This is a genomic window from Nocardioides sp. NPDC057772 (genome assembly GCF_042798075.1).
Taxonomy (GTDB): Bacteria; Actinomycetota; Actinomycetes; order Propionibacteriales; family Nocardioidaceae; genus Nocardioides.
Genome location: NZ_JBHVKN010000029.1, coordinates 1 through 26,708 on the forward strand (window position 1 = coordinate 1; position 26,708 = coordinate 26,708).

General features: G+C 69.1%; 26 protein-coding genes, 1 pseudogene and 1 riboswitch. Of the genes and pseudogenes, 24 read left to right on the plus strand and 3 right to left on the minus strand.

Annotation, left to right across the window (positions count from 1 at the left end):
- A pseudogene (locus tag ACFVJS_RS07725) lies at positions 1-213 on the plus strand (hypothetical protein); the annotation flags it as partial.
- Complete coding sequence (locus ACFVJS_RS07730) at positions 210-1,280, plus strand: MBL fold metallo-hydrolase (protein WP_378878340.1); 1,071 nt, start codon at positions 210-212, stop codon at positions 1,278-1,280. The pseudogene ACFVJS_RS07725 and the gene ACFVJS_RS07730, both read left to right, overlap by 4 nt.
- Here the strand turns inward: ACFVJS_RS07730 and ACFVJS_RS07735 are convergent.
- Complete coding sequence (locus ACFVJS_RS07735) at positions 1,270-1,701, minus strand: GNAT family N-acetyltransferase (protein WP_378878341.1); 432 nt, start codon at positions 1,699-1,701, stop codon at positions 1,270-1,272. The two genes, ACFVJS_RS07730 and ACFVJS_RS07735, sit on opposite strands and share 11 nt — an antisense overlap.
- 31 nt (positions 1,702-1,732) lie before the next feature.
- A riboswitch (TPP riboswitch) is annotated at positions 1,733-1,841 on the plus strand.
- Between ACFVJS_RS07735 and ACFVJS_RS07740 the strand changes: the two genes are divergently transcribed.
- The 7 genes from ACFVJS_RS07740 (at position 1,831) to ACFVJS_RS07770 (ending at position 10,608) form a co-directional block, all read left to right on the plus strand.
- Entirely contained in the window at positions 1,831-2,907 is a 1,077-nt protein-coding gene (locus ACFVJS_RS07740; RefSeq protein ID WP_378878342.1) for a thiamine ABC transporter substrate binding subunit, read from the plus strand. It overlaps the preceding riboswitch by 11 nt.
- Complete coding sequence (locus ACFVJS_RS07745; RefSeq protein ID WP_378878343.1) at positions 2,904-4,547, plus strand: ABC transporter permease; 1,644 nt, start codon at positions 2,904-2,906, stop codon at positions 4,545-4,547. Before ACFVJS_RS07740 ends, ACFVJS_RS07745 begins: the two co-directional genes overlap by 4 nt.
- A 156-nt stretch (positions 4,548-4,703) precedes the next feature.
- Complete coding sequence (locus tag ACFVJS_RS07750; RefSeq protein WP_378878344.1) at positions 4,704-5,750, plus strand: ABC transporter ATP-binding protein; 1,047 nt, start codon at positions 4,704-4,706, stop codon at positions 5,748-5,750.
- Between the two features lie 11 nt (positions 5,751-5,761).
- Positions 5,762-6,829 carry a phosphatase PAP2 family protein gene (locus ACFVJS_RS07755; RefSeq protein ID WP_378878345.1) on the plus strand — a complete coding sequence of 356 codons (1,068 nt, stop codon included), beginning with the start codon at positions 5,762-5,764 and terminating at the stop codon, positions 6,827-6,829.
- A 52-nt stretch (positions 6,830-6,881) separates the two neighbouring features.
- Complete coding sequence (locus tag ACFVJS_RS07760; RefSeq protein ID WP_378878346.1) at positions 6,882-8,795, plus strand: acyl-CoA dehydrogenase; 1,914 nt, start codon at positions 6,882-6,884, stop codon at positions 8,793-8,795.
- Positions 8,796-8,989: 194 nt separating this feature from the next.
- The gene (locus ACFVJS_RS07765; RefSeq protein WP_378878347.1) at positions 8,990-9,964 is read left to right on the plus strand and encodes a DUF559 domain-containing protein; all 975 of its coding nucleotides are present in this window, start codon (positions 8,990-8,992) and stop codon (positions 9,962-9,964) included.
- A gap of 74 nt (positions 9,965-10,038) precedes the next feature.
- Entirely contained in the window at positions 10,039-10,608 is a 570-nt protein-coding gene (locus ACFVJS_RS07770) for an AAA family ATPase (protein WP_378878348.1), read from the plus strand.
- Here the strand turns inward: ACFVJS_RS07770 and ACFVJS_RS07775 are convergent.
- The gene (locus tag ACFVJS_RS07775; protein WP_378878349.1) at positions 10,602-11,093 is read right to left on the minus strand and encodes an inorganic diphosphatase; all 492 of its coding nucleotides are present in this window, start codon (positions 11,091-11,093) and stop codon (positions 10,602-10,604) included. The two genes, ACFVJS_RS07770 and ACFVJS_RS07775, sit on opposite strands and share 7 nt — an antisense overlap.
- Before the next feature lie 86 nt (positions 11,094-11,179).
- Here ACFVJS_RS07775 and dacB point away from each other — a divergent pair, with 86 nt between their 5' ends.
- The 4 genes from dacB to hpt all read left to right on the plus strand — a co-directional run bounded on the left by dacB (position 11,180) and on the right by hpt (position 15,294).
- Positions 11,180-12,559: a D-alanyl-D-alanine carboxypeptidase/D-alanyl-D-alanine-endopeptidase gene (gene dacB, locus ACFVJS_RS07780; RefSeq protein WP_378878350.1), complete on the plus strand. Its 1,380-nt coding sequence runs from the start codon at positions 11,180-11,182 to the stop codon at positions 12,557-12,559.
- 38 nt (positions 12,560-12,597) lie between these two features.
- Positions 12,598-13,650, plus strand: a complete 1,053-nt coding sequence (locus ACFVJS_RS07785; RefSeq protein WP_378878351.1) for a zinc-dependent metalloprotease — start codon at positions 12,598-12,600, stop codon at positions 13,648-13,650.
- On the plus strand, positions 13,647-14,624 hold the full coding sequence (gene tilS, locus ACFVJS_RS07790; protein WP_378878352.1) for a tRNA lysidine(34) synthetase TilS: 978 nt from the start codon (positions 13,647-13,649) through the stop codon (positions 14,622-14,624). Before ACFVJS_RS07785 ends, tilS begins: the two co-directional genes overlap by 4 nt.
- A 118-nt stretch (positions 14,625-14,742) precedes the next feature.
- Positions 14,743-15,294, plus strand: a complete 552-nt coding sequence (gene hpt, locus ACFVJS_RS07795; RefSeq protein ID WP_165109450.1) for a hypoxanthine phosphoribosyltransferase — start codon at positions 14,743-14,745, stop codon at positions 15,292-15,294.
- 9 nt (positions 15,295-15,303) lie between these two features.
- On the opposite strand, the gene ACFVJS_RS07800 is transcribed toward hpt, so the two are convergent.
- Positions 15,304-16,083, minus strand: coding sequence for a hypothetical protein (locus tag ACFVJS_RS07800; protein WP_378878353.1), 780 nt, complete (start codon positions 16,081-16,083; stop codon positions 15,304-15,306).
- A 170-nt stretch (positions 16,084-16,253) separates the two neighbouring features.
- Between ACFVJS_RS07800 and ftsH the strand changes: the two genes are divergently transcribed.
- The 11 genes from ftsH to ACFVJS_RS07855 all read left to right on the plus strand — a co-directional run bounded on the left by ftsH (position 16,254) and on the right by ACFVJS_RS07855 (position 26,698).
- The gene (gene ftsH, locus ACFVJS_RS07805; RefSeq protein ID WP_378878354.1) at positions 16,254-18,311 is read left to right on the plus strand and encodes an ATP-dependent zinc metalloprotease FtsH; all 2,058 of its coding nucleotides are present in this window, start codon (positions 16,254-16,256) and stop codon (positions 18,309-18,311) included.
- Positions 18,312-18,321: 10 nt separating this feature from the next.
- Entirely contained in the window at positions 18,322-18,960 is a 639-nt protein-coding gene (gene folE, locus ACFVJS_RS07810; RefSeq protein ID WP_378878355.1) for a GTP cyclohydrolase I FolE, read from the plus strand.
- Between the two features lie 21 nt (positions 18,961-18,981).
- Positions 18,982-20,199: a hypothetical protein gene (locus ACFVJS_RS07815; RefSeq protein ID WP_378878356.1), complete on the plus strand. Its 1,218-nt coding sequence runs from the start codon at positions 18,982-18,984 to the stop codon at positions 20,197-20,199.
- Positions 20,200-20,218: 19 nt separating this feature from the next.
- Entirely contained in the window at positions 20,219-21,025 is an 807-nt protein-coding gene (gene folP / locus ACFVJS_RS07820) for a dihydropteroate synthase (RefSeq protein ID WP_378878375.1), read from the plus strand.
- A 12-nt stretch (positions 21,026-21,037) separates the two neighbouring features.
- The gene (gene folB, locus ACFVJS_RS07825; RefSeq protein ID WP_378878357.1) at positions 21,038-21,418 is read left to right on the plus strand and encodes a dihydroneopterin aldolase; all 381 of its coding nucleotides are present in this window, start codon (positions 21,038-21,040) and stop codon (positions 21,416-21,418) included.
- Positions 21,415-21,981, plus strand: a complete 567-nt coding sequence (folK, locus tag ACFVJS_RS07830) for a 2-amino-4-hydroxy-6-hydroxymethyldihydropteridine diphosphokinase (RefSeq protein WP_378878358.1) — start codon at positions 21,415-21,417, stop codon at positions 21,979-21,981. The genes folB and folK overlap by 4 nt, the downstream gene beginning before the upstream one ends.
- 94 nt (positions 21,982-22,075) lie before the next feature.
- Positions 22,076-22,513 carry a DUF3180 domain-containing protein gene (locus ACFVJS_RS07835; protein WP_378878359.1) on the plus strand — a complete coding sequence of 146 codons (438 nt, stop codon included), beginning with the start codon at positions 22,076-22,078 and terminating at the stop codon, positions 22,511-22,513.
- A 15-nt stretch (positions 22,514-22,528) separates the two neighbouring features.
- Positions 22,529-23,122 carry a hypothetical protein gene (locus ACFVJS_RS07840; RefSeq protein WP_378878360.1) on the plus strand — a complete coding sequence of 198 codons (594 nt, stop codon included), beginning with the start codon at positions 22,529-22,531 and terminating at the stop codon, positions 23,120-23,122.
- Between the two features lie 229 nt (positions 23,123-23,351).
- Positions 23,352-24,032 (plus strand): hypothetical protein, encoded by a 681-nt coding sequence (locus tag ACFVJS_RS07845; protein WP_378878361.1) that lies wholly within the window; start codon positions 23,352-23,354, stop codon positions 24,030-24,032.
- Complete coding sequence (locus ACFVJS_RS07850; RefSeq protein WP_378878362.1) at positions 24,023-24,394, plus strand: hypothetical protein; 372 nt, start codon at positions 24,023-24,025, stop codon at positions 24,392-24,394. Before ACFVJS_RS07845 ends, ACFVJS_RS07850 begins: the two co-directional genes overlap by 10 nt.
- Before the next feature lie 9 nt (positions 24,395-24,403).
- Complete coding sequence (locus tag ACFVJS_RS07855; RefSeq protein ID WP_378878363.1) at positions 24,404-26,698, plus strand: glycosyltransferase; 2,295 nt, start codon at positions 24,404-24,406, stop codon at positions 26,696-26,698.
- Positions 26,699-26,708: the final 10 nt, after the last annotated feature.

The following is a 26,708-nucleotide window of genomic DNA, read 5'->3' on the forward strand; positions in this document are numbered from 1 at the left end:
GCCAACGGGTCGGCGGGCTTCGCGAAGGTCATGCTCTGGATCGAGCTGGCCGGCGTGCTCGTCGTCGGTGTCCTGTCGCTGGTCGTGCCGTCCTGGTTCCCGGACGACTCGGTATGGTCGAAGTTCGGGATCGGATACGGATTCGTTCCCGCCCTGCTGCCGATCCTGGGTCTGCTCTGGCTCTGGAGAGGACGACCCGAAGGAGCCCGATGAGCCAGACGAGTCAGTCGACAGCCACCGCCATCTCGCCTGACTCGGGGGAGCACTGGTCCGCTCCGGGAGCATGGACGGTCGCCGACGGCGTGCACCGGATCCCGCTGCCGCTGCCGATGGACGGGCTCAAGGCGGTCAACATCTACGTCCTCGAGGGCTCTGACGGGCTCTCGCTGGTCGACGGCGGCTGGGCGATCACCGAGGGGCGCGCCGCGCTGGAGAGCGGGCTGAAGAAGCTCGGCTTCGCGTTCGGCGACATTCGGCGCTTCCTGGTCACTCACGTGCATCGCGACCACTACACGCTCGCCTCCGTGCTGGGTGAGGAGTTCGGCGCCGACGTGCTGCTCGGTGCCGGCGAACGGCCCACCCTCGAGCTCACCAACGGCGACCTCGACGGCTGGATCTCGACCGACCGGCTGCTCGCCCATGCCGGTGCGCACGACCTGGCCGCCGTGTGGGCCGCCAACCCGCCGCCCGCCCCCGACCTGTCCCACTGGCGGATGCCCTCGCGATGGCTGGAAGGGGACGTACGCCTCTCCGTCGCCGGCCGCGACGTCGATGCCGTGCACACCCCCGGTCACACCCAGGGCCACTACGTCTACGCCGATCTGGCCGGCTCGGTCCTGTTCGCCGGCGACCACGTGCTGCCCACGATCACCCCGTCGATCGGCTTCGAGCCGGTCCCGGTCATCGACCCGCTGGGCGACTTCATGGCGTCGCTGACCAAGGTCCGCTCCCTGCCCGACCTGCGGCTTCTGCCCGCCCACGGCCCCGTCGCGACCTCGTCGCACGCCCGCGTCGACGAGCTCCTCGCCCACCACGAGTCGCGGCTCGCCCAGTCGCTGTCCTCGTTGAAGGCCGGCCGTCGCTCGGCGCTCGAGGTCGCGGGCGACCTCGGCTGGACCCGCCACGAGCGTGCCTTCGCCGAGCTCGACTACTTCAACGCCGGGCTCGCGGTCATGGAGACCAAGGCCCACCTGGAGCTCCTGGTCGCTCGCGGTCTCGCCACGCGTGATGAAACCGAGGCGAGCGTGCTGTTCGCTCCGGTCGATGCGGTCAGCGCCTGAGGCGCATCGGGGTGTGCGGGATGCCGTCCTCGAGGAACTCCTCGCCGTCCTTCACGAACCCGAACTTCGCGTACCAGCCGGCCAACGGAGACTGAGCATCCAGCACGATGTCACGGTCGGTGACGGCCTCGACGGCGGCCCGCATGATCACGTCCGCCAGGCCCTTGCCGCGGTGGGCGGGGGCGAGGACGACGCGGCCGATCCGCCACACGTCGCCGTCGTCGAGGATGCGGGCGGTGCCCGCGAGCTGGTCGCCGTCGGTCAGCACCACATGACGCGTCCCCGACTCGAGGTCCCGGCCGTCCAGGTCGAGGTACGGGCAGTCCTGCTCGACGACGAAGACCTCCTGGCGCAGCTGCCACAGGGCGTACGCGGTCTTGGGGGTGAGGTCGTCGAAGGACGAGATGGAGACGTCGGTCATGGGTGGATTCTCGCAAGCAAGTAGTGTTGCCGGGAACAGACAGGGGAGGCCGAGAGGCCTGAGAGTGCGGCGAGCAGCGCCGCAGACCCTCCGAACCTGCTCCGGTTGACACCGGCGAAGGGAGTCAGAATGCGCACGCGTACGCCTGCCATCACTGCCACTGCGATCACTGCGGTCTCGGCGCTGCTGCTGTCCGCCTGCGGGAGCACCCCCGCCGAGCCGGACGCCGAGAAGTCGGGCGGCGCCGACGACAAGACCGTCGTGCTGCTGACCCACGACAGCTTCACGCTGCCGAAGGAGGTGCTCGCCGAGTTCACCGAGAAGACCGGCTACACCGCCGAGATCCGGCACGCGGGCGACGGCGGCGAGCTGACCACCAAGATCGCCATGGACACCGGCAACCCCGACGGTGACGCGGTCTTCGGCGTCGACAACACCTTCGCCAGCCGGGCCATCGACCAGGGCGCGCTGGAGGCCTACACGCCGTCCGAGATCCCCGAGGGCGTCTCCGAGTACGACCTGCCCGGCGACGAGGAGCACTTCCTCACGCCCGTCGACAACGGCAGCGTGTGCGTCAACATCGACACCGAGTGGTTCGCGGCCAAGAAGCTGACGCCGCCGGAGTCGCTCGACGACCTGGCCGACCCTGCGTACAAGGACCTCTTCGTGACCCCGGGCGCGGCGACCTCGACGCCGGGGATGGCCTTCCTGCTGGCGACCGTCGCCGAGTACGGCGAGGACGGCTGGGCCGACTACTGGGGCAAGCTGATGGACAACGGCGCCAAGGTCGTCGACGGCTGGGACCAGGCCTACTACTCCGACTTCACCCAGGGCGGCGGGAAGGGTACGCGTCCGATCGTCCTCTCCTACGACTCCTCGCCGGCGTTCACCGTCAAGGACGGCAAGACCACGACCAAGGCCCTGCTCGACACCTGCTTCCGTCAGGTCGAGTACGCCGGTGTGCTGAAGGGCGCCGACCACCCCGAGGGCGCCAAGGCGCTGATCGACTTCATGCTCTCCGACAGCGTGCAGGGGGCGTTGCCGGAGAGCATGTACGTCTTCCCCGTCTCCTCCCGCGTCGAGCTGCCGGCCGAGTGGGCGAAGTTCGCCCAGCAGCCGACCTCGCCGCTCTCCGTCGAGCCGAAGGAGATCGAGGAGAACCGGGAAGCGTGGCTGGCGACCTGGAGTGACACGATCGCGCAGTGAGCTCCACCCGTCGCGTAGGGACACTCGTCGCGCTCGCCGCCCTCCCGGTGGCGGTGCTGGCGGTCTTCTTCGTCCTGCCGGTCACGGGGATGGTGCAGCGCGGACTGTTCTTCGGTGGCTCCTTCGACCCGTCCGTGGTGTCCCGGGTCGTGGGGCGCCCGGAGATCCAGCGGGCGCTCTGGTTCACGCTGTGGTCCTCCGGGCTCGCGACGGTGCTGAGCGTGGCCCTGGGGTTGCCGGCAGCGTTCGCCCTGCATCGACTGGCGTTTCCGCTGCAGCGTGCGATCCGGGCCGGGCTGCTGGTGCCGTTCGTGCTCCCCACCGTCGTCGTCGGCGTCGCTTTCCGGGAGCTCATCGGCGAGGCGGGGCTGCTGGCTCCTCTCGGGCTCGACGGGACCCCGACGGCGATCATCCTCGGGCTGGTCTTCTTCAACGCCTCGGTGGTGATCCGGGCCGTCGGAGCGGCCTGGGAGTCGCTCGACCCGCGCCCGGGTGAGGCGGCCGCCGCTCTCGGGGCGTCGCCTTCGCGGGTCTTGTGGACGATCACCCTGCCCGCGCTGCGTCCCGCGATCGTCTCCGCGGCTTCGGTGGTCTTCCTGTTCTGCGCCACCGCGTTCGGGATCGTGCTCACCCTCGGCGGGGTGCGCTACAACAGCATCGAGACCGAGATCTACAAGCTGACCTTCACCCTGTTCGACCTGCCCGGAGCCGCGGTGCTCTCGGTGCTCCAGCTGGTGGTCGTCGTCGGTCTCCTGGTCGTGGCCGGTCGACTGCGTTCGGTGCCGGATCCGGCGCAGTCGAGGGTCGTCGTACGCCGCCGCCGGGTGTCGCGGCGGGACCTCCCGGTCCTGCTGTCGACGTCTGTGCTCGTCCTGCTGGTGGCCGGGCCGCTGCTGGCGCTGCTGCTCGGGTCGCTGCGGGTCGAGGACCGGTGGAGCCTCGGCAACTACGTCGCCCTGCAGACCCCCGGGTTCGACCCGCCGCTGCTGGTGCCGGTCACGACCGCGCTGATGACGTCGTTGGCGGTCGCGGTGCAGGCGTCGCTGGTCGCGCTCGTGCTCGGGCTGCTGGTGGCCTTCGCGGTGACCCGCCGGTCGCGGACCCGGGCCGAGCGTCGCGTGCGGGCGGTCCTCGACGGGCTGTTCATGGTGCCGCTCGGGGTCAGCGCCGTCACGCTCGGCCTCGGGCTCTATCTGACGCTCGGCTCAGGCGCTCTCGACTTCCGGGACGAGCCGTGGCTGGTGCCGCTCGCCCAGGCTCTGGTCGCGTTGCCCCTGGTGGTGAGGACGTTGGTGCCGGTCCTGGGGTCGGTCGACGACCGGTTGCGGCAGGCCGCCGCCGGGCTCGGGGCCGGGCCGCTGCGTACGGTCATGACGGTCGACGTACCCGCCATCTGGAAGCCTCTCCTCGCCTCCTCCGGCTTCGCCTTCGCGGCCTCGCTGGGGGAGTTCGGCGCGACGTCCTTCCTCGTCCGCGAGGAGCGCCCGACGCTGCCGGTCGTCATCCTCCGGCTCCTGTCCCGCCCGGGGTCCGACAACTACGGCATGGCCCTCGCCGCCGCCTGCGTCCTCGCCGCCGCCACCGCCGTCGTGATGCTCCTCGTCGAGCGTCTCCGCGTCCGTTCGATCGGAGCACTGTGAATCCACGCCGAGAAGTCGCCCGCGCCGGCCGAGACGTCACGTACGTCGGGCGAGACGTCACGTACGCCGGGCGAGGTGTCACGGCTGTGCCGGCTCGGCCGACGGGGCTGACGCTTCGGCCGACCGCCCTGACGCCTCGGCAGGATCGAGATTGCGATGCTGTCGCTGCGTGAGGTGTCGGTGGCGTACGACGGGAAGACCGCCGTCGAGGACGTCAGCCTGGAGTTGGCGGACGGGGAGGTGCTGGCGCTGCTCGGGCCCTCGGGGTCCGGGAAGTCGACGCTGCTGCGGGCGGTGGCCGGGCTGGAGCCGGCGACGGGGGAGATCGGCTGGGACGGGCGTTCGGTGCGCGGGGTGCCGACGCACAAGCGTGGGTTCGCGCTGATGTTCCAGGACGGGCAGTTGTTCCCGCACCTCAGCGTGGCGGGCAACGTCGCCTACTCGATGCGGCTGCGTCGGATCCCACGTGCCGAGCGGGAGGAGAGGGTCACCGACCTGCTGGAGCTCGTCGGACTGAGCGGCTATCAGGACCGCCTCCCCGGGACGCTGAGCGGCGGCGAGCGGCAGCGGGTCGCGCTCGCGCGGGCGCTGGCGGTCGAGCCGCGGCTGCTGCTCCTCGACGAGCCGCTCTCCGCTCTCGACGCCGGACTGCGGGAGCGCCTGGCCGGCGACCTGCGACGGATCCTGCACGCGGCCGGCACCACCGCGCTCATGGTCACCCACGACCAGGAGGAGGCCTTCGCGGTGGCCGACCGGATCGCGCTGCTGCGCGACGGCCGCCTGGTCCAGGAGGGCACCCTCCGCGACGTGTGGGCGAGACCGACCGACACCTGGGCGGCCCTGTTCCTCGGCTATGCCCGTGTGCTCGAGGGCAGCGCTGCCCGGACCGTGCTGAAGGCAGCCGGGCTCAGTCCCGCCGATGCGGTGGCGCTCCGCCGCTCCGCCTTCGTCGCGGACCCGGACGGACCGCTCACCGGCACCGTGATCTCGGCCAGGGCGACCCCGGAGCAGCACCGGCTCGTCGTACGTCTCGATGACATCGGCGAGGTCGATGCCGTCGCGGACTCGGCGCCGGCGCCGGGAGAGTCGGTCAGGCTGCGGGTAGAGCCGAACCGGCTGGCCGTACCGGAATCTGTTGTTCTCGAATCGTGCACCCAGGAATCGTGCGCCCAGGAATCGGTGGAGCAGCCACCCGCCATTTAAACTAAGCGGCTATGTATCGCCGCGCTCAGATCTTCCTCGTCAGTAGCGCGCTGATCTTCGGCCTGATCGCAGTCGTAACCGCACAGATCGTCGACAAGCGCATGCTCGACCCGGAGGGCTTCCTCGGACCGTCCTGGCTCCGGTTGCCCCTCCTCGTCGGAGCCGCCCTGCTCGTCGACCTCGTGCCACGCACGCTGTGGCTGGCGAAGTTCAAGTGGAAGGACATGGGCCCGATCTTCAAGGAGCGGGTCCGCACCCACTGGACCCGTGAGCGTCTGACGCTCGTGGCGATGGGCATCGTCTGCTTCTACCTGGTCTACGTCTGCTACCGGAACCTCAAGTCGTTCCTGCCGTTCGTCGTGCCGGAGACCTATGAGTTCGATCACGAGCTGCACCTGATCGACAAGGCAGTGCTCTTCGGCGCCGACCCGGCGATCCTGCTCCACGACCTGCTCGGCACCGGCTGGGTGGCGTGGTTCCTCTCCTACATCTACATGTGGTTCCTGCCGCTGGTGCCGTTCGCGGTCGCGGCGTGGCTGGTGTGGTCGCGCAACCTGGCCTACGGCTACTGGTTCGTCGCCTCGCAGTGCATCGCCTGGATCCTCGGCACGGTGTCCTACTACTGCCTGCCGACGGTCGGTCCGGGCCTGCAATACCCCTACCTCTACGCCGACCTGCCGGACACACCGGCGAGCAGTCTGATGGAGTCGCTGGTCTTCACCCGCCAGCACGTCCTCTTCGACGTGGACGCCAACGTGGTGCAGTCGGTCGGTGGCTTCGCCTCGCTCCACTGCGGCATCACGCTGCTGGTGGCGCTGATGATCCACGCCACGATCGAGAACAAGATCGCCCGCTGGGCCGGCTGGATCAACTTCGGGATCACCGTCGTCGCGACCGTCTACTTCGGCTGGCACTACCTCGCCGACGACATCGCGGGCTGCATGATCGCGCTCGTCGCCTACTACTTCGGTGGGCTCGCCGCCGGCCAGAAGTTCCAGCGCAAGGGCGTGCGGCGGCTCGTCGCGGAGTCCGACGCGATCGCGGACCGCGAGGCGACGGTCGCCCACGAGCTCACCTGATCCTGACCTGATCCTGACCTGATCTGGATCTGCGCGGGCTTAGTCTGGTGGCGTGACCGCCATCGACGCAGCCTCACTGACCGCACTCCTCGACGGGCGATACGCGGGAGTCCGGGAAGACGTACGCAAGTCCCTGATCGAGCGCGCCGACTTCCTCGCCGAGGTCGAGGAGCTGCCCCGGCCGGAGTACCGCGAGCGGGTCCGGGAGGTGCTGCTCGACGTCTCCGCGACCGGTCTGACCGGGCTCGGGTTCCCGAAGGAGTACGGCGGAGGAGGTGACGTCGGCGCTTCCATCGCCGCCTTCGAGGAGATGGCCGGCGGCGACCTGTCGCTGCTGGTGAAGTCGGGCGTGCAGTTCGGGCTCTTCGGCGGCGCCATCCTGCAGCTCGGCACCGCCCGGCACCACGATCGCTACCTCGCCGACATCGTCTCCGGGCGTCTGCTCGGCTGCTTCGCGATGACCGAGCACGGTCACGGCTCCAACGTGGCCGCGGTGGCGACGGTGGCCACCTACGACCCGGAAACCCAGGAGTTCGTCATCGAGACGACCCGGGAGGACGCGTACAAGGACTACATCGGCAACGCCGCTTGTCATGGCGAGCTGGCGGTCGTCTTCGCGCAGCTCGTCGTCGGCGGCGAGGAGCGCGGGGTGCATGCCTTCGTCGTGCCGATCCGGGTCGACGGCGCTCCGGCTCCCGGGGTGCGGATCGCGGACGACGGGCCCAAGATGGGGCTCAATGGCGTGGACAACGGACGGCTGTGGTTCTCGGGTGTGCGGGTGCCGCGTACGTCTCTGCTCAATCGGTTCGCCGACGTCACCGAGGCCGGCGAGTACGTCTCGGAGATCGAGTCCGCGGGGCGGCGCTTCTTCACCATGCTCGGCACGCTCGTCCAGGGCCGGGTCTCGGTCGGCGGGGCCGCGATCCGGGCCTCGGAGGTCGCGCTGACGATCGCCGTCCGCTACGCGCTGCGACGGCGGCAGTTCGAGGCGTCCGCGGATGCTGAGGAGTCGCTGCTCCTGGACTACGGCCAGCACCAGCGTCGGCTGATGCCGTTGGTCGCGCGGACCTATGCGCTGCGCTTCGCGCAGGAGGTCGTACGCGACGACCTGCATGACGTCTTCTCCGGCGTCACGACCTCGGAGCACGCCCGGCGTGAGCTCGAGTCGCGCGCCGCCGGCACCAAGGCACTCGCGACCTGGCACGCGACGCGGACGATCCAGGAGTGTCGGGAGGCGTGCGGCGGTGCGGGCTACCTGGCCGCCAACCGGTTCGCGGCGCTGAAGGCCGATACGGACGTCTTCACCACCTTCGAGGGCGACAACACCGTGCTGCTGCAGTTGGTCGCCAAGGGGCTGCTCACCGGCTACTCCAGCGAGTTCGAGGAGATGGACCAGCTCGACCTGGTCCGCTTCGTCGCCGGCCTCGCCGTCGAGACGGTCCTGGAGAGGACCGCGGTGCACAAGCTCCTCGAACGGGTCCGTGACGTCGTACCGATCGCAGGCGAGCGGGAGCCGGACATCCTCGACTCCGACTACCACCTGGCGATGCTGCGCTTCCGCGAGGAGCACATGCTCGCCGGCGTCGCCCGGCGCCTGCAGTCCGGGGTGAAGGCCGGGGGAGAGCCCGGGGCGGTCTTCTCGACCGTGCAGGACCACGTCATCGGCGTCGCTCGCGCGCACGTGGAGCGGCTCATCCACGAGGCGTTCCGGGAGAAGGTCCGCGGCCTGCCATCGGGGGCTGTCCGGGACGTGCTGGACGTTCTCTGCGACCTCAGCGCCCTCTCGGTCATCGAGGCCGACCGCGCGTGGTTCATGGAGCACGGCCGGCTCTCCTCCGAGCGCTCCAAGGCCATCACCGCCGAGGTCAACCGTCTCTGCCGCGACCTCCGCCCCCACGCCCGGCTGCTCGTCGACGGCTTCGGGGTGCCGGAGGAGCTGCTGCGAGCGGAGGATCTGATCGGGTGAGGGCGGCGGGCGGGCGCGGGCGGGGGGCATTTTCCCGCCATGGCGGGAAAATGCTGGCTTGAGTCGGCTTGGGCGGCGGCAAAACCCCACCATGGCGGGAAAATGCACCTGCCCCGCCAGCGAGCCGACGACCGGCCAACCTGCTCCGCAGCAGGAGTTATCCACAGGGGTTGTGGATAACTCCTGCAGTCATCTTGCGGATCGCGCATGATCCCCGCATGAATGCCGTTCTTGTGAAGCCCAGGACCGAACCCAAGATCCCTGTCGACCCGAGCCGACCCTTCCGCCGCAAGGACGGGCTGGCGAGCGGATTCGATCCGCGCCGCAAGCGGAAGGAGTTTCGACGACTCTTCCACGGGATCTACGTGTCTCGTGCCGTCGAGGTGACACCGCTGCTGATCGCTGAAGCCGTCGTACTGAGCGTCGATCCGCTCGGAGCGTGGGCGAGTCACGCGACAGCCGCTCGAGTGTGGGATCTCCCGATCCCGCCGTTACCAGGTGAGCACGTGACCGTTCTCAGGCGCAGCCAGCGTCGGGGCCGGCCCCAGATCAGCTGCCATTCTGCGCCTGACGGATTGATCACGAAGTTCGATCACGTGGACGTCTCGGCCCCGGCACAGGTCTTCGTCGACTTGGCAGCGCTGATCCCGCTCGTCGAGTTGGTGGTCGTGGGCGATCACATGGTCCGACAAGGACTGGTGACGACGGCGGAGCTGGCGGAACACGGTGCGATGGCCAAGAGTCCCGGTGCGGCGCTCGCACGCCGCGCCGCTTCGCTCGTCCGCAACGGAGTGGATTCCCCGATGGAGACCCGACTCCGGCTGTTGATCGTGCTCGCTGGGATCCCCGAGCCGGAGGTCAACGCGCTGGTCGGCGACGAGACGGGGAGGAACAAGTACGACCTGAGCTACCGGCGTTCGCGCACGATCATCGAGTACGACGGAAAACATCATGTCGAACGCGAGGAGCAGTGGGAGTCGGACCTGGTTCGTCGGGAGAGGATCGACGACGACGGGTGGCGGATCCTCGTCTTCATCGCCAAGGACATCTTCACCTCGCCTGCCAGGACCTTGGAGCGGATCCATCGGGTGCTTCTTCAACGGGGCGAACCGGGTGTACCGCGAAGGCTCAGCGACGAGTGGGAGCAGCACTTCCCTGATCGCTCCTGAGTGAGGAGGGTCAGCCACGTGCAGATTCCCGCCATGGCGGGAATGTGCCGCACCCCGGCCGATACCCTCGCCGCGTGACTCGCCTGATCCTCCTCAACGGCCTACCCGGTGTGGGGAAGTCGACGATCGCGCGCCGGTACGCCGCCGAACACCCGGGCACCCTGCTGTGCGACATCGATGCGCTGCGTACGTTCATCGGCGGCTGGCGCGAGGACTTCGAGGGATCCGGCGCGCTGATCAGGCCGGCAGCGCTCGGGATGATCACCGGCTATCTCCGGGATTCCGGCGACGTGGTGCTCCCGCAGCTGCTCTCGAGGGTGAGTGAGCTGGAGAAGTTCGAGCGTGCGGCGCTCGAAGCGGGCGCAGACTTCGTGGAGGTCGTGCTGACGGCCGACGCCGATGATGCCGTACGTCGCTTCCACCGCCGCGACGACGGCACGGACTCGTGGCACAGCATCGTTCGGAGCCTGGTCGCGGAAGCAGGTGGCGACGAGGTCCTGCGCGGGTACGCCGAGAGACTGGCAACCCTGGTCCGCGGACGGCCGGCAACGAGAACGGTCACCAGCGTTGAGGGTGAGGTGGACGCGACGTACGCCGCGGTGGTGGCGGCCGTCGATGCCGCCGCGTCCACGAGACCTCAGTGAGCGGTGTTCTTGAACCGGTCGATGGACGCGGCGATCTCCGACTCCGCGGCGGCCTTGCCGACCCAGTCGGAGCCCTTGACGGTCTTGCCGGGCTCGAGGTCCTTGTAGTGCTCGAAGAAGTGCTTGATCTCGTTGAGCGTCCACTCGTCGACGTCGCCGAGGTCCTGGATGTGGTCGAAGCGCGGGTCGCAGGGGACGCAGAGGACCTTCTCGTCCTGGCCCTTCTCGTCCTCCATGACGTACATCGCGACGGGGCGGGCCTGGACCAGCACACCCGGGAACAGCGGGTAGGGGGTCAGCACCAGCGCGTCGAGGGGGTCGCCGTCGCCACCGAGGGTGTCTTCGATGTAGCCGTAGTCTGCGGGGTACATCATGGAGGTGAACAGAACGCGGTCGAGACGAAGCCGATTCGACTCGTGGTCCACCTCGTACTTGTTGCGGGATCCCTTGGGGACCTCGATCAGTACGTCGAACTCCTGCGTCACTTCTCTGCCTCCAGACAAACCCAAAAACGGAATGCCGGACAGTCTGACACCGATTGGCGTCAGATCCGGCATCGAGGAGGATATCCGTGGAGTCCCAGAGCCCGCCGAAGTGGCCTTCCGAGGAGCCGGAAGAGGGTCGCGGGAAGCTCGCGATCGTGCTGCCGCTGGTGCTCGCGCTGTTGGTGGGGACGGCGGCAGCGGCGTACGCCTTGGGGTGGGTGCGCTATGCCCAGGGCAACGTCGCGCCGACCCCTCCGCCGGCACCGCTGAACATCGCCGCGGTCAGCCCCGCGGCGGTCGCGGGCGAGCAGACGAAGACCCCCGGAAAACCCGATCAGGCCGCGCTGGAGCAGGTGATGCGCGAGATCGTGGGCGACAAACGGCTGGGCAGGCATCTCAAGGCTGCGATCGCGCCGCTCCAGGGCGCTCCGCTGGTCACCCACGGCACCGGGGCCGCGATTCCGGCCAGCGTCACGAAGGTGCTGACCAGCGTGGCGGTGCTGGAGGCGTACGGCCCGGAGCGCAGGTTCGAGACCAGCACGACGCTCCAGGGGAGCACCCTCACGCTCGTCGGCGGAGGTGACGCATCTCTCACCACCGGCGACCTCGACACCCTCGCAGCCGAGACGGCCCGGGAGCTCGGCACCACCAAGACGGTCACTCTCGCCTACGACGACAGTCTCTTCGGCGGCCCGGTGATCAGCCCGGCCTGGCGACGCACCTACCTGGGTGAGGAGGTGGGCGGGATCACCGCGCTCTCCGTCGACCACGGCGGGTCCCAGGCGACCGGCTACAGCCGCGACCCGTCCTTGCAGGCGGCCGAGCAGTTCAAGAAGGCTCTGGCCAAGCACGGGATCAAGGTCGCCGGCAAGCCCACCAGTGGGACGAAGGCGGGCACCCAGCTCGCCGTACGCCACGGTGACACCCTGCGCGAGATCGTCGAATACACGCTGCAGCACAGCGACAACCAGCTCGCCGAGATCCTCGCCCGCCACGTCGGGGTCGCCGACGGCGACCCGACCTTCGACGGCTCCACCGCGGCGATCACGGCCAGGCTGAAGGAGCTCGGCATCGACACCACCGGCCTCGTCCTGCGCGACGGCTCCGGCCTGTCCCGGCAGAACCGGATCCCGCCGACGCTGCTGGTGAGCACGCTCCAGACCGCGGCCAGTCCCGACCGCCCCGAGCTCGCACCTGCGATGACCGGACTCCCGGTCGCCGGCTGGGTCGGCTCGCTCTCGCGCCGGTTCAACTTCGACGCCGAGCCGGGCCGCGGCCGCGTCCGGGCGAAGACCGGCACCCTCACCGGCGTCTCCGGCCTCTCCGGCATCGCCGTCGACGCGCGCGGGACGCCGTTCGTCGTCGTACTCATGGCCGACGGGTTCAAGCTCGAGCAGACGCTGGACGTACGCGACGCCCTCGACGACGCGATGGCAGCGGTCGCGACGTGTCGATGCTCGGCATAGGTCAGCCGACATAGGTCCGGTCGGCTACGGTCGTACGCATGACCCATCGTGCTGAGGACCCCAGGCCGTCGGGAGCGACCATGGTCGACTGGGATCTGGCCGTACGCCTCGGCGCGAAGGTCGCCGGGGACGGTCCGATCGTCTCCCGCAACGAGGCCCAGCAGGCCGTGGAGGAGCTGCGTGCGGACGCCGCGAAGGCGACCGAGTTCGTGCGTGAGTTCACCGGCCTGGACGCGCCCCGGGACACCGCGCCGGTCCTGGTGGTCGACAGGCGCGGTTGGATCCAGGCCAACGCCGACACCTTTGCCCACGTGATCTCGCCGGTGGTCGACCGGATCACCGCCAAGCGGGCGCCGGGAGTCCTGACGCAGACGGTCGGCGCCAAGATCAGCGCCGCCGAGGTGGGCGGTCTGCTCGGCTTCATGTCCTCGAAGATCCTCGGCCAGTTCGACCCGTTCTTCGAGCCGTCGGGCCGGCTGCTGCTGGTCGCGCCCAACGCCGTCCATGTCGAGCGCGAGCTCGGCCTCGACCCGACCGACTTCCGGCTGTGGGTCTGCCTCCACGAGGAGACCCACCGGGTCCAGTTCACCGCCAGCCCGTGGATGCGCGACCACCTCTTCGCCCAGATCGAGGGGCTCTCCGAGGCGATGGACCCGGCCTCGATCTTCGACGGCGGCCTGCAGCGCGTCACCGAGGCGCTCAAGGGCAACGGTTCGATCGTGGACGCGTTCGCGAAGCCCGAGCAGAAGGAGATCATCGACCGGGTCACCGGGATGATGTCGCTGCTCGAGGGCCACGCCGACGTGGTCATGGACGACGTCGGCCCCGGCGTGATCCCGAGCGTCACCACGATCCGCAAGGCGTTCAACAAGCGCCGCCAGGGCATCGGCATGCTCGACCGACTGCTCCGCCGGCTCCTCGGGCTGGAGGCCAAGATGGCGCAGTACCGCGACGGCGCGAAGTTCGTACGCCACGTGGCCGACCGGGTCGGCATGGAGGAGTTCAACGCCGTCTTCGCCGGCCCCGAGAACCTTCCGTCGAAGGCCGAGATCGTGGACCCGGACGCCTGGGTCACCCGCGTTCTGGCATGAGTCTTCACCCCTCGATCGCAGCCGTACGCCGCCCCGTCCGCGCCACGCTCGAGCAGCTCGAGCCGGGCGAGAAGGTGATCGTCGCCTGCTCCGGGGGAGCGGACTCGCTGGCGCTCGCCTCCGCGGCGGTCTTCGAGGGCCACAAGCTGGGGCTGCACGTCATCGGCGCGACCGTCGACCACGGGATGCAGGAGGGCAGCTCGGCGCAGGCCGCGAAGGTCATCGCGCAGCTCGCCGAGATGGGCGTCGACGAGACGGTCACCGCCACGGTCGAGGTGAAGGCCGACGGCGACGGCCCCGAGGCTGCCGCTCGCCAGGCCCGCTACGCGGTCCTCGACCAGCTCGCCGAGAACCTCGGCGCGAGCGTGATCCTGCTCGGCCACACCCGCGACGACCAGGCCGAGACGGTGCTGCTGGGGCTGACCAGGGGGTCGGGTGCGCGCAGCCTCTCCGGGATGCGCGCACGGTTCGACCGCTATCGGCGTCCCCTGCTCGAGACGACCAGGATCGACACCGAGACCGCCTGCCAGATCGAAGGGCTCGACGTCTGGCAGGACCCCCACAACCGCGACTTCGCCTACACCCGCGCGCGCATCCGCCACCGAGTCCTCCCGACGCTCGAGGAGGACCTCGGCCCCGGCGTGGCCGACGCGCTGGCCCGCACGGCCGAGCAGCTCCGCGAGGACGCCGACTTCATCGACGACATCGCCGAGGCGATGCACCGCGAGCTCGGCGGCACGCTCCCGGTCGAGACGCTCGCCGGGTATCCGCCCGCCGTCCGCACCCGAGTCCTCCGGATCGCCGCCCTCGAGGCCGGCAGCCCGCCCGCGGAGCTCACCCGCGACCACGTCAAGGCCGTCGAGGAGCTGATCACCGGCTGGCGCGGGCAGCGCTGGATCGATCTGCCGGGACACCTGCGGGCTGTACGCCGCGACGGCTCGGTCCACATCGAGCCCGCGCCGAGCGCGCCCTAGGACGGACTTCTCGGGGTATTCCTGCACTTCTCGGGCATTGCAACGCCAGAGAAGTGCAGGAATACCCGGTTAACCGGGTATTCCGCCCCACGCCACACCACCATTTAGAGTGACGCCCATGGACACCGAGTACGTCGGCGACGACCTCGTGAAGACCCTGTTCACCCACGACGAGATCCAGGCGAAGGTCGAAGAGCTGGCCCGCCGGATCGAGAAGGACTACGAGGGCGAGGAGCTCCTGATCGTCGGCGTCCTGCGTGGCGCGGTGATGATCATGGCCGACCTCGCGCGGGCCCTGAACCGCCACGTCGAGATGGACTGGATGGCGGTGTCCTCCTACGGCTCCGGCACGAAGTCGTCCGGCGTGGTGCGGATCCTCAAGGACCTCGACACCGACGTCACCGGCAAGCACGTGCTCGTCGTCGATGAGATCATCGACTCCGGCCTGACGCTGACCTGGCTGACCTCCAACCTCAACTCGCGCGGGCCGGCGAGCATCGAGATCGTCACCCTGCTCCGCAAGCCGGAAGCGGTCAGCATGCCGGTCGACGTGAAGTACGTCGGTTGGGACATCCCCGACGAGTTCGTCGTCGGCTACGGCCTCGACTTCAACGAGAAGTACCGCAACCTCCGCGACATCTCGACCCTCGCTCCGCACATCTACAGCTGAGCCCTGGGTCTAGCGAGCCGGACGCAGGCTGGCGATCACCTTCGCGAGCGCTGCGTCCGGGTTCGACCCCTCGGCGCCTCGGTCGGCGACGACCACGAAGAGCGCCTCGCCCGAGGGTGCGGGCACGGACACCACGGTCACCTCGATGCTCGGCACCGGGCACTTCTGGCTGAGCGGAGTGACCGTGGCGGTCACCGCGGTCGCGGCCTTCCGGCCGCCGTCGACCTTCACCGTCCGCTGCTCACCGAGCGATCCGGTCGGGTTGCCGCTGCCGCCGTCGTCCTGGGCGGCCGCCTTGGCCCAGTGCATCGCAGTGGCCTCGATCGAACCCTTGTCGGAGATCGAGCCAGGTGTCACGAAGCCCACCAGGGTGTGCCAGTTGTCGTCGCACCAGTCGTCGCCGTACGACGCGACCCCGTGCATGAGCGCGGTGACTTCCCCGGCGGGTGACTCGAACCCGGCGAGCGTGTCCGGACCCGGCTCCCAGTCCGGAGGTACGTCGTAGGTCATCCGGTCCTTGGCCGAGGTCACCGGTTGCCAGGCGCCGTCCGGGACCGGCGCAGGAGCGACCGACGCGGGCGGGGCCGTGGCTGTGCCCGGAGTGCCGGACGGCGAGGCCGCCGGAGCACGTACGTCGCCGGACTCCTGCGCCACGAGTCGCCAGGCGACCAGGCCGGCAGCGACCAAGAGGACGACCAGGAGCACGAGCAGGACACCGACGAGAACCAGGGCGAGCCGGCTGCCGGAGCCACTGCCCGACCCGGGTCCCGAGACTTTACTTTCGGCCATGGCGACACCCTAGGATGGTTTCGCTCCGGCACCTCGCCGGATCGCCGCTTTCGCTGTTGGCAGAACCGCTCGGGTGGGTCCGGGCACGATTTGGCGTGTACCGTCGTTCTAAATGACGAGCACGCTCCCCGGCGTGCGATGTCTGACCCCGTAACGGTTGAAAGAAGCCTGTGAAGCGCATATTCAAAGGTCCCTGGCTGTGGATCATCCTGGCAGTGCTCGGTGTGATCCTGGCGCTGCAGTACCTGGCCCCTCGTAACGGCGGCGACGAGATCACCACCAGCGAGTTGACCGAGTACATCCAGAAGGACGAGGTCAAGGAGATCACGTTCGTCGACGGCGACCAGGAGATCAAGGCGACCCTGGTCAAGGGTGCCCGCAAGGGCGGCGCCGAGGTCACCACCTCCTGGGTCGACGGCGACCAGGAGAAGCTCATCGAGATGGTGCGCAAGACCGAGGCCGAGGGTGACAACCTCGAGGAGTTCAACTCCGAGGTGGCCAAACCCTCTGTGCTCGGCTCGATCCTGAGCTTCCTGCTTCCGTTCGTGCTGATCATCGTGCTGTTCCTGTTCCTGATGAACTCGGTCCAGGGCGGTGGCGGTCGCGGGGTCATGCAGTTCGCCAAGTCCAAGGCGAAGCTGATCACCAAGGACATGCCGAAGACGACGTTCGCCGACGTCGCCGGTGCTGACGAGGCCGTCGAGGAGCTCCAGGAGATCAAGGAGTTCCTGCAGGAGCCGGCGAAGTTCCAGGCCGTCGGCGCCAAGATCCCCAAGGGTGTCCTGCTCTACGGTCAGCCCGGCACCGGTAAGACCCTGCTCGCGCGAGCCGTCGCGGGCGAGGCCGGGGTGCCGTTCTACTCGATCTCCGGTTCGGACTTCGTCGAGATGTTCGTCGGTGTCGGTGCGAGCCGTGTCCGCGACCTGTTCGAGCAGGCCAAGGAGAACGCTCCCGCGATCGTCTTCATCGACGAGATCGACGCCGTCGGCCGTCACCGTGGTGCCGGCATGGGCGGTGGCCACGACGAGCGCGAGCAGACCCTCAACCAGCTCCTCGTGGAGATGGACGGCTTCGACGTACGCGGCGGGGTCATCCTGATCGCGGCCACCAACCGTCCCGACGTGCTCGACCCGGCGCTGCTGCGCCCGGGCCGCTTCGACCGCCAGATCCAGGTGGACGCTCCCGACCTCGCCGGTCGCGAGAAGATCCTGCAGGTCCACGCCCGCGGCAAGCCGCTGGCCGGCGACATCGACCTCGACTCCGTGGCTCGCCGCACCCCGGGCTTCTCCGGCGCCGACCTGGCCAACGTGCTCAACGAGGCCGCGCTGCTGACCGCCCGCAGCGACCAGAAGCTGATCACCAACAAGGCCCTCGACGAGGCGATCGACCGCGTCATCGCCGGCCCGCAGAAGCGTACGCGTCTGATGAGCGAGCAGGAGAAGCTCATCACCGCCTACCACGAGGGCGGCCACGCGCTGGTCGCCGCGGCCCTGCCCGGTCCGGACGTGGTCCAGAAGATCACGATCCTGCCGCGCGGCAAGGCGCTGGGCTACAACCTGGTGATGCCCGACGACGACCAATACAGCCAGACCCGGTCGTCGATGCTCAACAAGCTCTCCTACATGCTCGGTGGGCGTGCCGCGGAGGAGCTCATCTTCCACGACCCGACCACGGGTGCCGGCAACGACATCGAGAAGGCGACCAACCTCGCCCGTGCGATGGTCACCCAGTTCGGTATGACCGAGCGCCTGGGTGCGATCAAGCTCGGGGAGTCCAACGGCGAGCCGTTCCTGGGCCGCGACATCGGTCACCAGCGCAACTACTCCGAGGAGGTCGCGGCCATCGTCGACGACGAGACCAAGAAGCTCCTCGCGACCGCTCACCAGGAGGCCTTCGACATCCTCGAGGAGAACCGGGACGTCCTCGACAACCTGGTCCTGCAGCTCCTGGAGAAGGAGACGCTCTCCAAGCAGGAGGTCGCCGAGATCTTCGAGCCGCTGCGTCGCCGCGATCCGCGTCCGGCCTGGACCGGCTCCGACACCCGCCGCCCGTCCGACCGTCCCGCGGTCGAGATCCCGCAGTGGATCGTCGAACGCGACAAGGAGAACCTCGCCAAGGCGATCCGTGCCGCCGGTCGGCAGTCAGGCACCGGCAGCCAGTCCGCCAACGGGCTCGAGCCCGCCAAGCCGGCCGAGGCCGGTTCGCCAGAGGGCACCCCTCCCGCCTGATACTGAGCACATGTCTGAGACCTTCGACGATGTTGCGCCCGTCCACGTCCCCGAGCGGGACGTGGCGGACGTGCCGCCCTTCGATCAGAAGCGGGCCGAGGCGGCGGTGCGCGAGCTGCTCTACGCGATCGGGGAGGACCCCGACCGCGAAGGGCTGCTCGACACTCCCGCCCGGGTCGCCCGCGCCTACCAAGAGGTGACCCGCGGGCTCCACCAGGTGCCCGAGGACGTGCTCACCACGACCTTCGACCTCGGCCACGACGAGATGGTCCTGGTCCGCGACATCGAGCTGTGGTCGATGTGCGAGCACCACCTGGTGCCGTTCACCGGTGTCGCCCACGTCGGCTACATCCCGGCGGAGTCCGGCAAGATCACCGGCCTGTCCAAGCTCGCCCGGCTCGTCGACGTCTACGCGAAGCGGCCGCAGGTGCAGGAGCGGCTCACCACCCAGGTGGCCGACGCTCTCACCGAGATCCTCGAGGCCCGCGGCGTCATCGTGGTGATCGAGGCCGAGCACCTGTGCATGACGATGCGCGGCGTCAAGAAGGCGGGTGCCCGCACGATCACCAGTGCCGTACGTGGCACGATGCGTTCCAACGCCACCACCCGGGCCGAGGCGATGGCCCTGATCCGGGGCGGGACCCGCTAACCCTCACTCTCGGAGTCGTCGATGTCGCTGGACACCACTCAACGGACCAAGGCGATTCGAGACAGTGTCGGTGCGACGCTGGCGTGGTGCGCCCCCGGACTCGGACTGGTGTGGCTGCTCGGCGTCGCCCTCAGTGGCCCCTCTGGTATCGGCGTCGAGGAGGCGTTCGGTCCGTGGGGGCGGATGGCGGCGATGGTTGCGGTCGTGCTCGCCGTCGGCGGTGGCTATGTGCTCACGATGGTCGCGGGCGCCCTCGAGACCATCGAGACGCTCAGGTTGGCCGCTGTGCCGGATGGGAACGCGGCCGAGGTCGAGGAGCGCCGGGTCGCGATCAGCGGGTCGCGCGACGCCATTCAGGTGTGCATCGGGGTGACCACCTTCTTCGGTGCCATTGCCGTGCTGGTGCTGGCGATCCTGGCCGGAACCGAAGGCATCGCGATCTGGTGGGCGGTAGCCGTGAGTGCCTGGATCATCGCCATCTGGGTAGTCGGACTGGCGATCCTGAAGCGTCTCCGGCGCTGGATCGACGACCCCACGCACCAGAGGACCGAGGCCGAGAAGGGTGTCGACGGGGCCTCCGACGGCGAGCCCGAGGCGCCGGTCGCCCCGGTCGCTCGTGCCCTCCGGTCCGTCCGGAGCCGACGCCACGCTCTGTGGTTCGTGGTGATCGTGCTCACCTTCGCACTGGGGAGCCTGGGCGAGAGATCGACGCCAGGACGCCCCAGCCGGGTTCCCGAGGTCTTCCATCGCACCGACCCGGTCGAGCCCACGGCCTGGTCCGTGATGATGATCGTCGTGCTCGTCCTGGTCATCGGGATCGTGTTGTCCGCTGCCTCTGAGCACAGGATCCGCCGGACTCAGCGTGCTTGGCTTGCGACCTGCGTACGAGACCCGGACTGTGGCCGTCCGGCGAAGCCGATCATGCGTCACTACGTCGGCCAGGCGGCGTCCCTGCTCAGCCGCACCCTCGCCCTGGTCGCCATGATCCCGCTCGGAATCGGACTGGCCGCGCTCATGCTCGGCCTGTTCGACGTCGGGGTGCTCGCCCGGGTCTATGAAGACAGTCAGCCGGTCTTCGACGACCACGTGGTCACCGGCGCCGGCGGCGTGGCGATCGGGATCGCGCTGCTCGCGCTCGCGATCCGCGCCGAGGTCCGCTGGCGAATCGACGGGACGCAGCTGCGCGCCGAGCTGGTCAGGCGCTGGCCGGACCGGATCGGACAGAGCGCGGCTCGGTAGGGTCGTCCCTGTGAAGGTCATGGGGATCGTCAACGTCACGCCCGACTCGTTCAGCGACGGCGGACGGTTCTTCGCGACCGATGACGCGGTGGCGCACGGCCACGCGCTCCTGGTGCAGGGAGCGGACCTGCTCGACATCGGCGGCGAGTCGACCCGGCCCGGGGCGACCCGGCCGCTGGTGGCCGACGAGCTGGCCCGGGTGGTGCCGGTCATCGAGACGCTGGCCGAGGAGGGGGCGACACTCTCGGTCGACACGATGCGTCCCGAGGTCGCGGAAGCGGCACTGAAGGCCGGTGCCAAGATCATCAACGACGTCTCGGGCGGCCTGGCCGACCCAGCGATCCTGAAGGTCGCGGCCGAGCACGATGCGACGTACGTCGTGATGCACTGGCGCGCGCACGGCGCGGAGATGCAGCACGAAGACCACCTCGTCTACGCCGACGGCGTGGTCGCGACGGTGAAGCAGGAGCTGGAGCAGCGGATCGAGGCGGCCCGGGCCGCGGGGATCCAGGACGACAACATCGTGATCGACCCGGGGCTGGGGTTCTCGAAGACGGCCGACGACAACTGGCGGCTGCTGGCTGATGTGGAGGAGTTCCACAAGCTCGGTTTCCCGGTGCTCATCGGGGCCAGCCGGAAGACCTTCCTCGGCCGCCTGCTGGCCGCTCCTGACGGCACGCTGCGCCCGGTGACCGAGCGGGAGAGCGCCCATGACGCGATCACCGTCTTCCTGGCGCAACGTGGTGTCTGGGCCACCCGTGTCCATGACGTACGTGCTGCCAAGGACGCCCTTGCGGCGGCAGCGAGGCTGGGGATGACCGAATGAGGGGATCGTTGGATGAACATTGAGGAACCTGTCGACGAAATCCAGATCCTCGGTCTGGAGTGCTACGGCCACCACGGAGTGTTCGATTTCGAGCGCCGTGAGGGGCAGAAGTTCATCATCGACCTGGTCATCGGCACCGACACCCGCACGGCCGCGGCGACGGACGACTTGCAAGACACCGTGGATTACGGAAGTCTCGCAACGGCGGTCAAAACTACTGTTGAGCGCGACCCGGTGGACCTCATCGAAACGCTTGCCCAGCGGATCGCGGACATTTGCCTTGCAGACATCCGCGCACTTTGGGTACGTGTTACGGTTCACAAACCGGGGGCGCCTATCGAAGCGACGTTCAAAGACGTCACCCTGACGATCACCCGGAGGCAGAGCACGTGACAGAGGTACCCAACCCGTACATCATCGACGCCGACACGCTCACCGGGGAGATGCGGCCGATCCGACGGGCGGTGCTGTCGTTGGGCTCCAACCTCGGGGACCGATTGGCCAACTTGCAGGACGCGTTGAACACCCTCGCCGAGACCCCGGACGTCTGGGTGACGACGATCTCGCCGGTGTATGAGACCGAGCCCGTGGACTCGCCCGAAGGTGCTGAGCTCTACCTCAACGCCATCGTCCTGGCCGACACCACCCTCACTCCGGCGCGCCTGCTCGACCGGGCGCTCACCATCGAGGACGCCTACGGACGCTCGCGCAGCGGCATCTTCAACGAGCCGCGTACGCTCGACATCGACGTCATCTCGGTCGGCGACAAGATCCTCCACGAGGAGTCGCTGACCCTGCCGCACCCGCGTGCCCACCAGCGCGCCTTCGTGCTCAAGCCGTGGCTCGACCTGGAGCCCGGCGCCGACCTCCCGGGCGTCGGTCCGATCTCGGAGCTGCTGGAGCAGACCGACCAGTCCGGCATCACCCGCCGCGACGACCTCGTCCTCGAGCTCTGAGCCGGATCTGAGCCCGGAACTGAGCACAGCACCGGAGGACCCCGACCAGGGTCCTGAGAAGGATCGCGCCGACGACGAGCGCCGGCTCCGCCCGATGTCGGGCGGAGCGATCACGGCATGGGCCGTGATCGGGATCGTCGGCGGCTGGCTGGCTCATCCTGTCCTGGAGAGCTGGCGCGGAGTCGCTCCGGTCGTCACTTGGGCGCAGCCGCTGGTGCTGCTGCTGATCGCGGGTGCCCTGGGCGTGACCGCCTGGGTCACCCACCGCCAGCTACAGGTACGCGGCGAGCGGATCGAGGCTCATCAGGCGGTCAACCGGCTGGTGCTGGCCCGCGCCTGCACCTTGGTCGGTGCCCTCCTCGCCGGCGGCTATCTCGGCTACGCGGTGAGCTGGCTGGGCTACGACGCCACCACGGCTGCGGGCGAGCGACTGGTGCGCTCGACGCTCGCAGCGGTGGCCGGTGTCGCGATCGTGATCGCCTCGCGACTCCTCGAACACGCGTGCCGGGTCCGCAAACGGGATGAAAACTAGCCGTACCGTGGAAGCATGCCATCCCCATCCGCAACTTCAGTCACACGCAGGCGTCAGCGCAGCACACGCCTGACGGTTGCTGTAGCCCTGCTGGCGCTGGCCGCCATCACGATCACCGCCGCGGTGGCCTCCGGGTCCTGGCTGGTCGTCGTGCTCGCGGCCGTTCTCGGGCTCGCCTGTGGCGCTGCCGCTACCAAGATCACCCACTCCGAGCTTCTCCAGACCCGCCGCGACTGGGCGCGTGACCGCGCTGAGCAGGCCCAGGCCTACCGTGTCGAGTCGGAGAAGCGCGCCGAGGAGAACGCCGAGTTCCGCGCGCACATGGACGCCAAGCTCGCCGATCGCGTCCAGGCCGTCGAGGAGCTCGAGGCTGCCCTGGCCGCCGCTCACCAGCGTGCTGCCGAGGCCGTCCGCCGTCGTGGCGAGGAGGCCCGCCGGGCAGCTCAGGCCGAGCTCCGCGGCGAGCAGCTCGAGGCCAGGCTCCAAGCGGTCGAGGCCGATGCCGCCGAGGCGGCGATCCGGGTCGCCGAGCTGGAGTCCGAGCTGGATGCCGTACGCGCGGAGCTGGAGGCAGAGCGCACCAGCTGGACTGGGGCCCAGTCCGCCTGACCGTGGAAGTCGACCGCCGGTTGTTGGAGAGGTGAACAGAACTCCAACAGCATCGCGTGCGTTTGCTTCGGCATGCGTGATTTCATGCGACGGACACCAACTGGATACCTGCGGAGGTAACTGCTGTACCGGTGTCCCCATGATAATTTCTCCGCGTGGGTAACGAGCCGGTCACGGCCTCGCGATCTGTGGCGACACTGCGCAAGGGGCCGTCTGAAAGGGGAAGCCGGTGACGTTGATTGTCGATCAGGCAGTCACGGTCCCCGAAGGCCTCGTCTGCCTGCGCGACCTGATGGCGGCGTACGCGAAGAGGTCGCCGGTTCGATCGGTCGCGGTGCTGGGTAACGCCCCACTGGCGCCCAGCGACGACCGTGCGCAGGCGATCGACGACGCTGATCTGGTGATCCGCGTCAACAGCTTCGTGCTCGACGTCCCGGGTGAGCCGCGGGTTCAGGGCTCGCGGGCCGACGTGGTGGTCTGGAACCGGGTCACCCGCCCGACGCGGTTCACCTTCGACCGCTACCGCGAGCGTCTCTATCTCCTCGCCGAGCCGATGCGCTTCCACGGCCGCCTCGAGGTGTGGCCGATGTCGTGGCCGCCCGATCTGGGCTTCGTACCTCTCCCCAACGCGGAGGTGCTCACCCGCATCGGGGACGAGCTGGACATCCCCTGGAGGGCCGAGAAGCTGGCACCGACGACGGGCTTCACCGCCGCCTGGCTGGCAGTCAGCCTGTTCCCGGAGTCCGACGTCCTGCTGTCCGGGTTCTCGTTCGTCGACCACCCCGGACAGACGGAGTGGACCTATCAGGTCGGCGGGTCTTCACCCGTGGCGCCGGAGCACCGGATCGAGGCCGAGGCGCGTCTCATGGCTGAGTGGCTCAAGGAGGATCGGGTATCTCTATGGCGATGAACCGACTGCGCGGGAAGTTCATCAGAACGGTCCGGTCCGCTGCCGACTCCGACGAGGCCCGAGCCATCATCGAGGAGCTGCGCGCGATCACCGACCGGCAGCGGGTCCGCATCGGTGACCTCGAGCGTGAGCTCGCTCGGGTCAGCCCGCAGGTCGCGGCTCTCGAGGCGCGCCTGGAGACCCTGCGCGACGCCGTCGAGCGTGGCCACCACGTCGCCAACGGGAACCCGTCGGACGGGCACGTCGACACCGCCTCGATCTGGGCCGAGATCCAGCGTCAGCAGGAGCAGGTGCGTGCGCGTATCACCGCGGCCACGCGTTTCGAAGAGCGGTTGCGGAGGCTCGAGGACCGAGCCACATAAGGTGAGGTTGTGCCGCACCCCGCTCTGAGCATCGTGATCCCGTTTCACAACGTGGAGCCCTTCCTGCAGACGTGCCTGGAGTCGCTCCGTGCCCAGACCTTCTCGGATTTCGAGGTGGTCATGGTCGACGACGCCTCCACCGACGGGTCTGCGTACGTCGCCGATCGGTTCGCGTCCTACGACTCCCGCTTCCGCGTGGTCTCCTCGGAGAAGGTCGGGGTCGGCGTCGCCCGGAACATCGGGGTCCAGGAGAGCAAGGGCGACCTGCTCGCGTTCGTCGACGCCGACGACTACGTCCCGGAGTACGCCTACCAGCTCATGACCGACACGCTGGCGACCACGGGGTCCGACTTCGTGGCCGGCAACGCCCGGCGATTCGACTCGGTGTCGGTCTGGCAGTCGTGGTCCCACCGCCGGCCGTTCGTCACCACGCGCATGGCCACCCACTGCAGCCGCACCCACATCCTGGGCATCGACCGCTACATCTGGAACAAGGTCTACCGGCGTGACTTCTGGGACTCCGCCGGTCTCAGCTACCCGGACATGCTCTACGAGGACTACCCGGTCGCTCTCGCCGCACACATCCGCGCCCGGCAGGTCGACGTCCTCGCCGACCCGGTCTACTACTGGCGCCACCGCGACGGTGGCGAGGCGTCGATCACGCAGAGCCACTGGAACCTCGACAACCTCGGTGACCGCGTACGTTCGGCCGAGATGCTCTTCGCGATGGTCGACGAGCACGCGCCCTATCTGTCCGACCTGGTGAAGTCGCACCTCACCGCGACCGACGTGCAGGTGCTGGCCCGGTCGATCGAGGACCACCCGGCCGAGGAGTCCGGGCGGATCTTCGACCTGGCCGCGCGCTACCTGTCGCACATCGACGAGGCGATCCTCGACCGGCAGGGACCGTTCGAGCGGCTCGTGTTCGACCTGCTGAGGCGTCGTCAGCGAGACGCACTGACGACGCTGACCCGGTATCGCGCCGAGTTCGGGACCCAGGCGCCGCTGGCCCGTCGCAAGGACGGCTGGTACGCCAAGCTGCCCTCCTTCGAGGACGCCTCGGTCGGTGTCCCCGACTCGGTCTTCCGGCTGGCCCCGGCCTACATGAAGGCCAAAGCGGTGGCGACCGAGGCCTGGTGGAGCGGCTCCCGGGTCGAGGTGCGGGTCAACATCGGGATCAACACGCTCGCGCTCGCACCGCGAACCCGCTTCAAGGTGTGGTTGGAGAGTCCTGCCGGCGACCGGGTTGCCGTCGACCACGTCACCCGGCCGCGGGCGATCCCCTTCGACCAGGTGGACAGGTCCACGCTCGAGCTGAGCATCGACCCGTCGCGGCTGTCGGGCGATCGCCAGTGGCGGCTGATGATCGACATCCGCAACCGCGACGTCCGCGACGTGATCCAGGTGACGACGTCGGGAGACGGTCGGGAGCGGTGGCAGGGCTGGCGGCGTATCGGCAACCGCTGGTGTCGTCCCGGGCGCCTCCCCGGGGGCTTCGGGGTCACCGTTCGCGACCTTCCGGACGCGTGGGTGGACCACACCACCGACCTCGGTGACGAGATCGAGATCCGGGGCGCGTTCCGTGGCACTCCTCCCGAGCATGCGGAGCTGACGCTCACCGACCGCAGCGGCGCGGTGGTGACCCACCCGTTGACGATCGGCGAGCGAGGCGACCGAGGCATCACGCCGTGGCGGGTGACGGTGCCCGTCGGTGCCGTCCTGGAGAAGTCCGGCATGGACATGCCCATGGAGGAGATCGTGCCGACCCGGGTGAAGCTGGCCCGGAAGGGACGTACGTCTCCGCTGCCGGTGCATCCGGACTTCCTCGGCTCCCGGTCCCTGATGAAGGGGCGGGCGGTCAACGCCACCCGCGACCCGAACGGTTCCTTCGTCCTCACCGCGACGCCCGACCGTCCCGTCGTGCACGACGCCTGGTGGCAGTCCGAGGATCTGATCCTGCGCGGCCCGGACGGTCCCCGGCTGGAGTCCACCGGTGCGGTGCTCCGCACCTGGCCGACCCCGGAGAAGCCCCTCGACGTCGCCCTGGACGTGACCGATCGGGACGGGGTCTTCCTGATCACCGTGCCGGCAGGCGCGTTGCGGCGCACCGCGGTCGACCACGGCGCCTGCGAGACGACGCGGTGGTCGCTGCTGGACGGGCGGGATCACAAGCCGATCGTGGTGGCGCGAGAGCTCTGTGAGCGGGTGCCGCAGCCGGCTGCTGACGAGCAGGCGAAGCTCGAGTTCGGATGGTCGGACGAGATCCATCTGCGGCTCGCGCCGGTCACGCCCAGCGAGGCGTGACCGGCAGCAG

What these genes read in the sequence shown, in the direction of transcription:
- ACFVJS_RS07730 (WP_378878340.1), top strand. Translation starts at nt 210, where the DNA reads ATGAGCCAGACGAGTCAGTCGACAGCCACCGCCATCTCGCCTGACTCG.
- ACFVJS_RS07735 (WP_378878341.1), bottom strand. Translation starts at nt 1,701, where the DNA reads ATGACCGACGTCTCCATCTCGTCCTTCGACGACCTCACCCCCAAGACC.
- ACFVJS_RS07740 (WP_378878342.1), top strand. Translation starts at nt 1,831, where the DNA reads ATGCGCACGCGTACGCCTGCCATCACTGCCACTGCGATCACTGCGGTC.
- ACFVJS_RS07750 (WP_378878344.1), top strand. Translation starts at nt 4,704, where the DNA reads ATGCTGTCGCTGCGTGAGGTGTCGGTGGCGTACGACGGGAAGACCGCC.
- ACFVJS_RS07755 (WP_378878345.1), top strand. Translation starts at nt 5,762, where the DNA reads ATGTATCGCCGCGCTCAGATCTTCCTCGTCAGTAGCGCGCTGATCTTC.
- ACFVJS_RS07785 (WP_378878351.1), top strand. Translation starts at nt 12,598, where the DNA reads ATGACCCATCGTGCTGAGGACCCCAGGCCGTCGGGAGCGACCATGGTC.
- tilS (WP_378878352.1), top strand. Translation starts at nt 13,647, where the DNA reads ATGAGTCTTCACCCCTCGATCGCAGCCGTACGCCGCCCCGTCCGCGCC.
- hpt (WP_165109450.1), top strand. Translation starts at nt 14,743, where the DNA reads ATGGACACCGAGTACGTCGGCGACGACCTCGTGAAGACCCTGTTCACC.
- ACFVJS_RS07800 (WP_378878353.1), bottom strand. Translation starts at nt 16,083, where the DNA reads ATGGCCGAAAGTAAAGTCTCGGGACCCGGGTCGGGCAGTGGCTCCGGC.
- folE (WP_378878355.1), top strand. Translation starts at nt 18,322, where the DNA reads ATGTCTGAGACCTTCGACGATGTTGCGCCCGTCCACGTCCCCGAGCGG.
- ACFVJS_RS07815 (WP_378878356.1), top strand. Translation starts at nt 18,982, where the DNA reads ATGTCGCTGGACACCACTCAACGGACCAAGGCGATTCGAGACAGTGTC.
- folP (WP_378878375.1), top strand. Translation starts at nt 20,219, where the DNA reads ATGGGGATCGTCAACGTCACGCCCGACTCGTTCAGCGACGGCGGACGG.
- folB (WP_378878357.1), top strand. Translation starts at nt 21,038, where the DNA reads ATGAACATTGAGGAACCTGTCGACGAAATCCAGATCCTCGGTCTGGAG.
- ACFVJS_RS07835 (WP_378878359.1), top strand. Translation starts at nt 22,076, where the DNA reads ATGTCGGGCGGAGCGATCACGGCATGGGCCGTGATCGGGATCGTCGGC.
- ACFVJS_RS07840 (WP_378878360.1), top strand. Translation starts at nt 22,529, where the DNA reads ATGCCATCCCCATCCGCAACTTCAGTCACACGCAGGCGTCAGCGCAGC.
- ACFVJS_RS07850 (WP_378878362.1), top strand. Translation starts at nt 24,023, where the DNA reads ATGGCGATGAACCGACTGCGCGGGAAGTTCATCAGAACGGTCCGGTCC.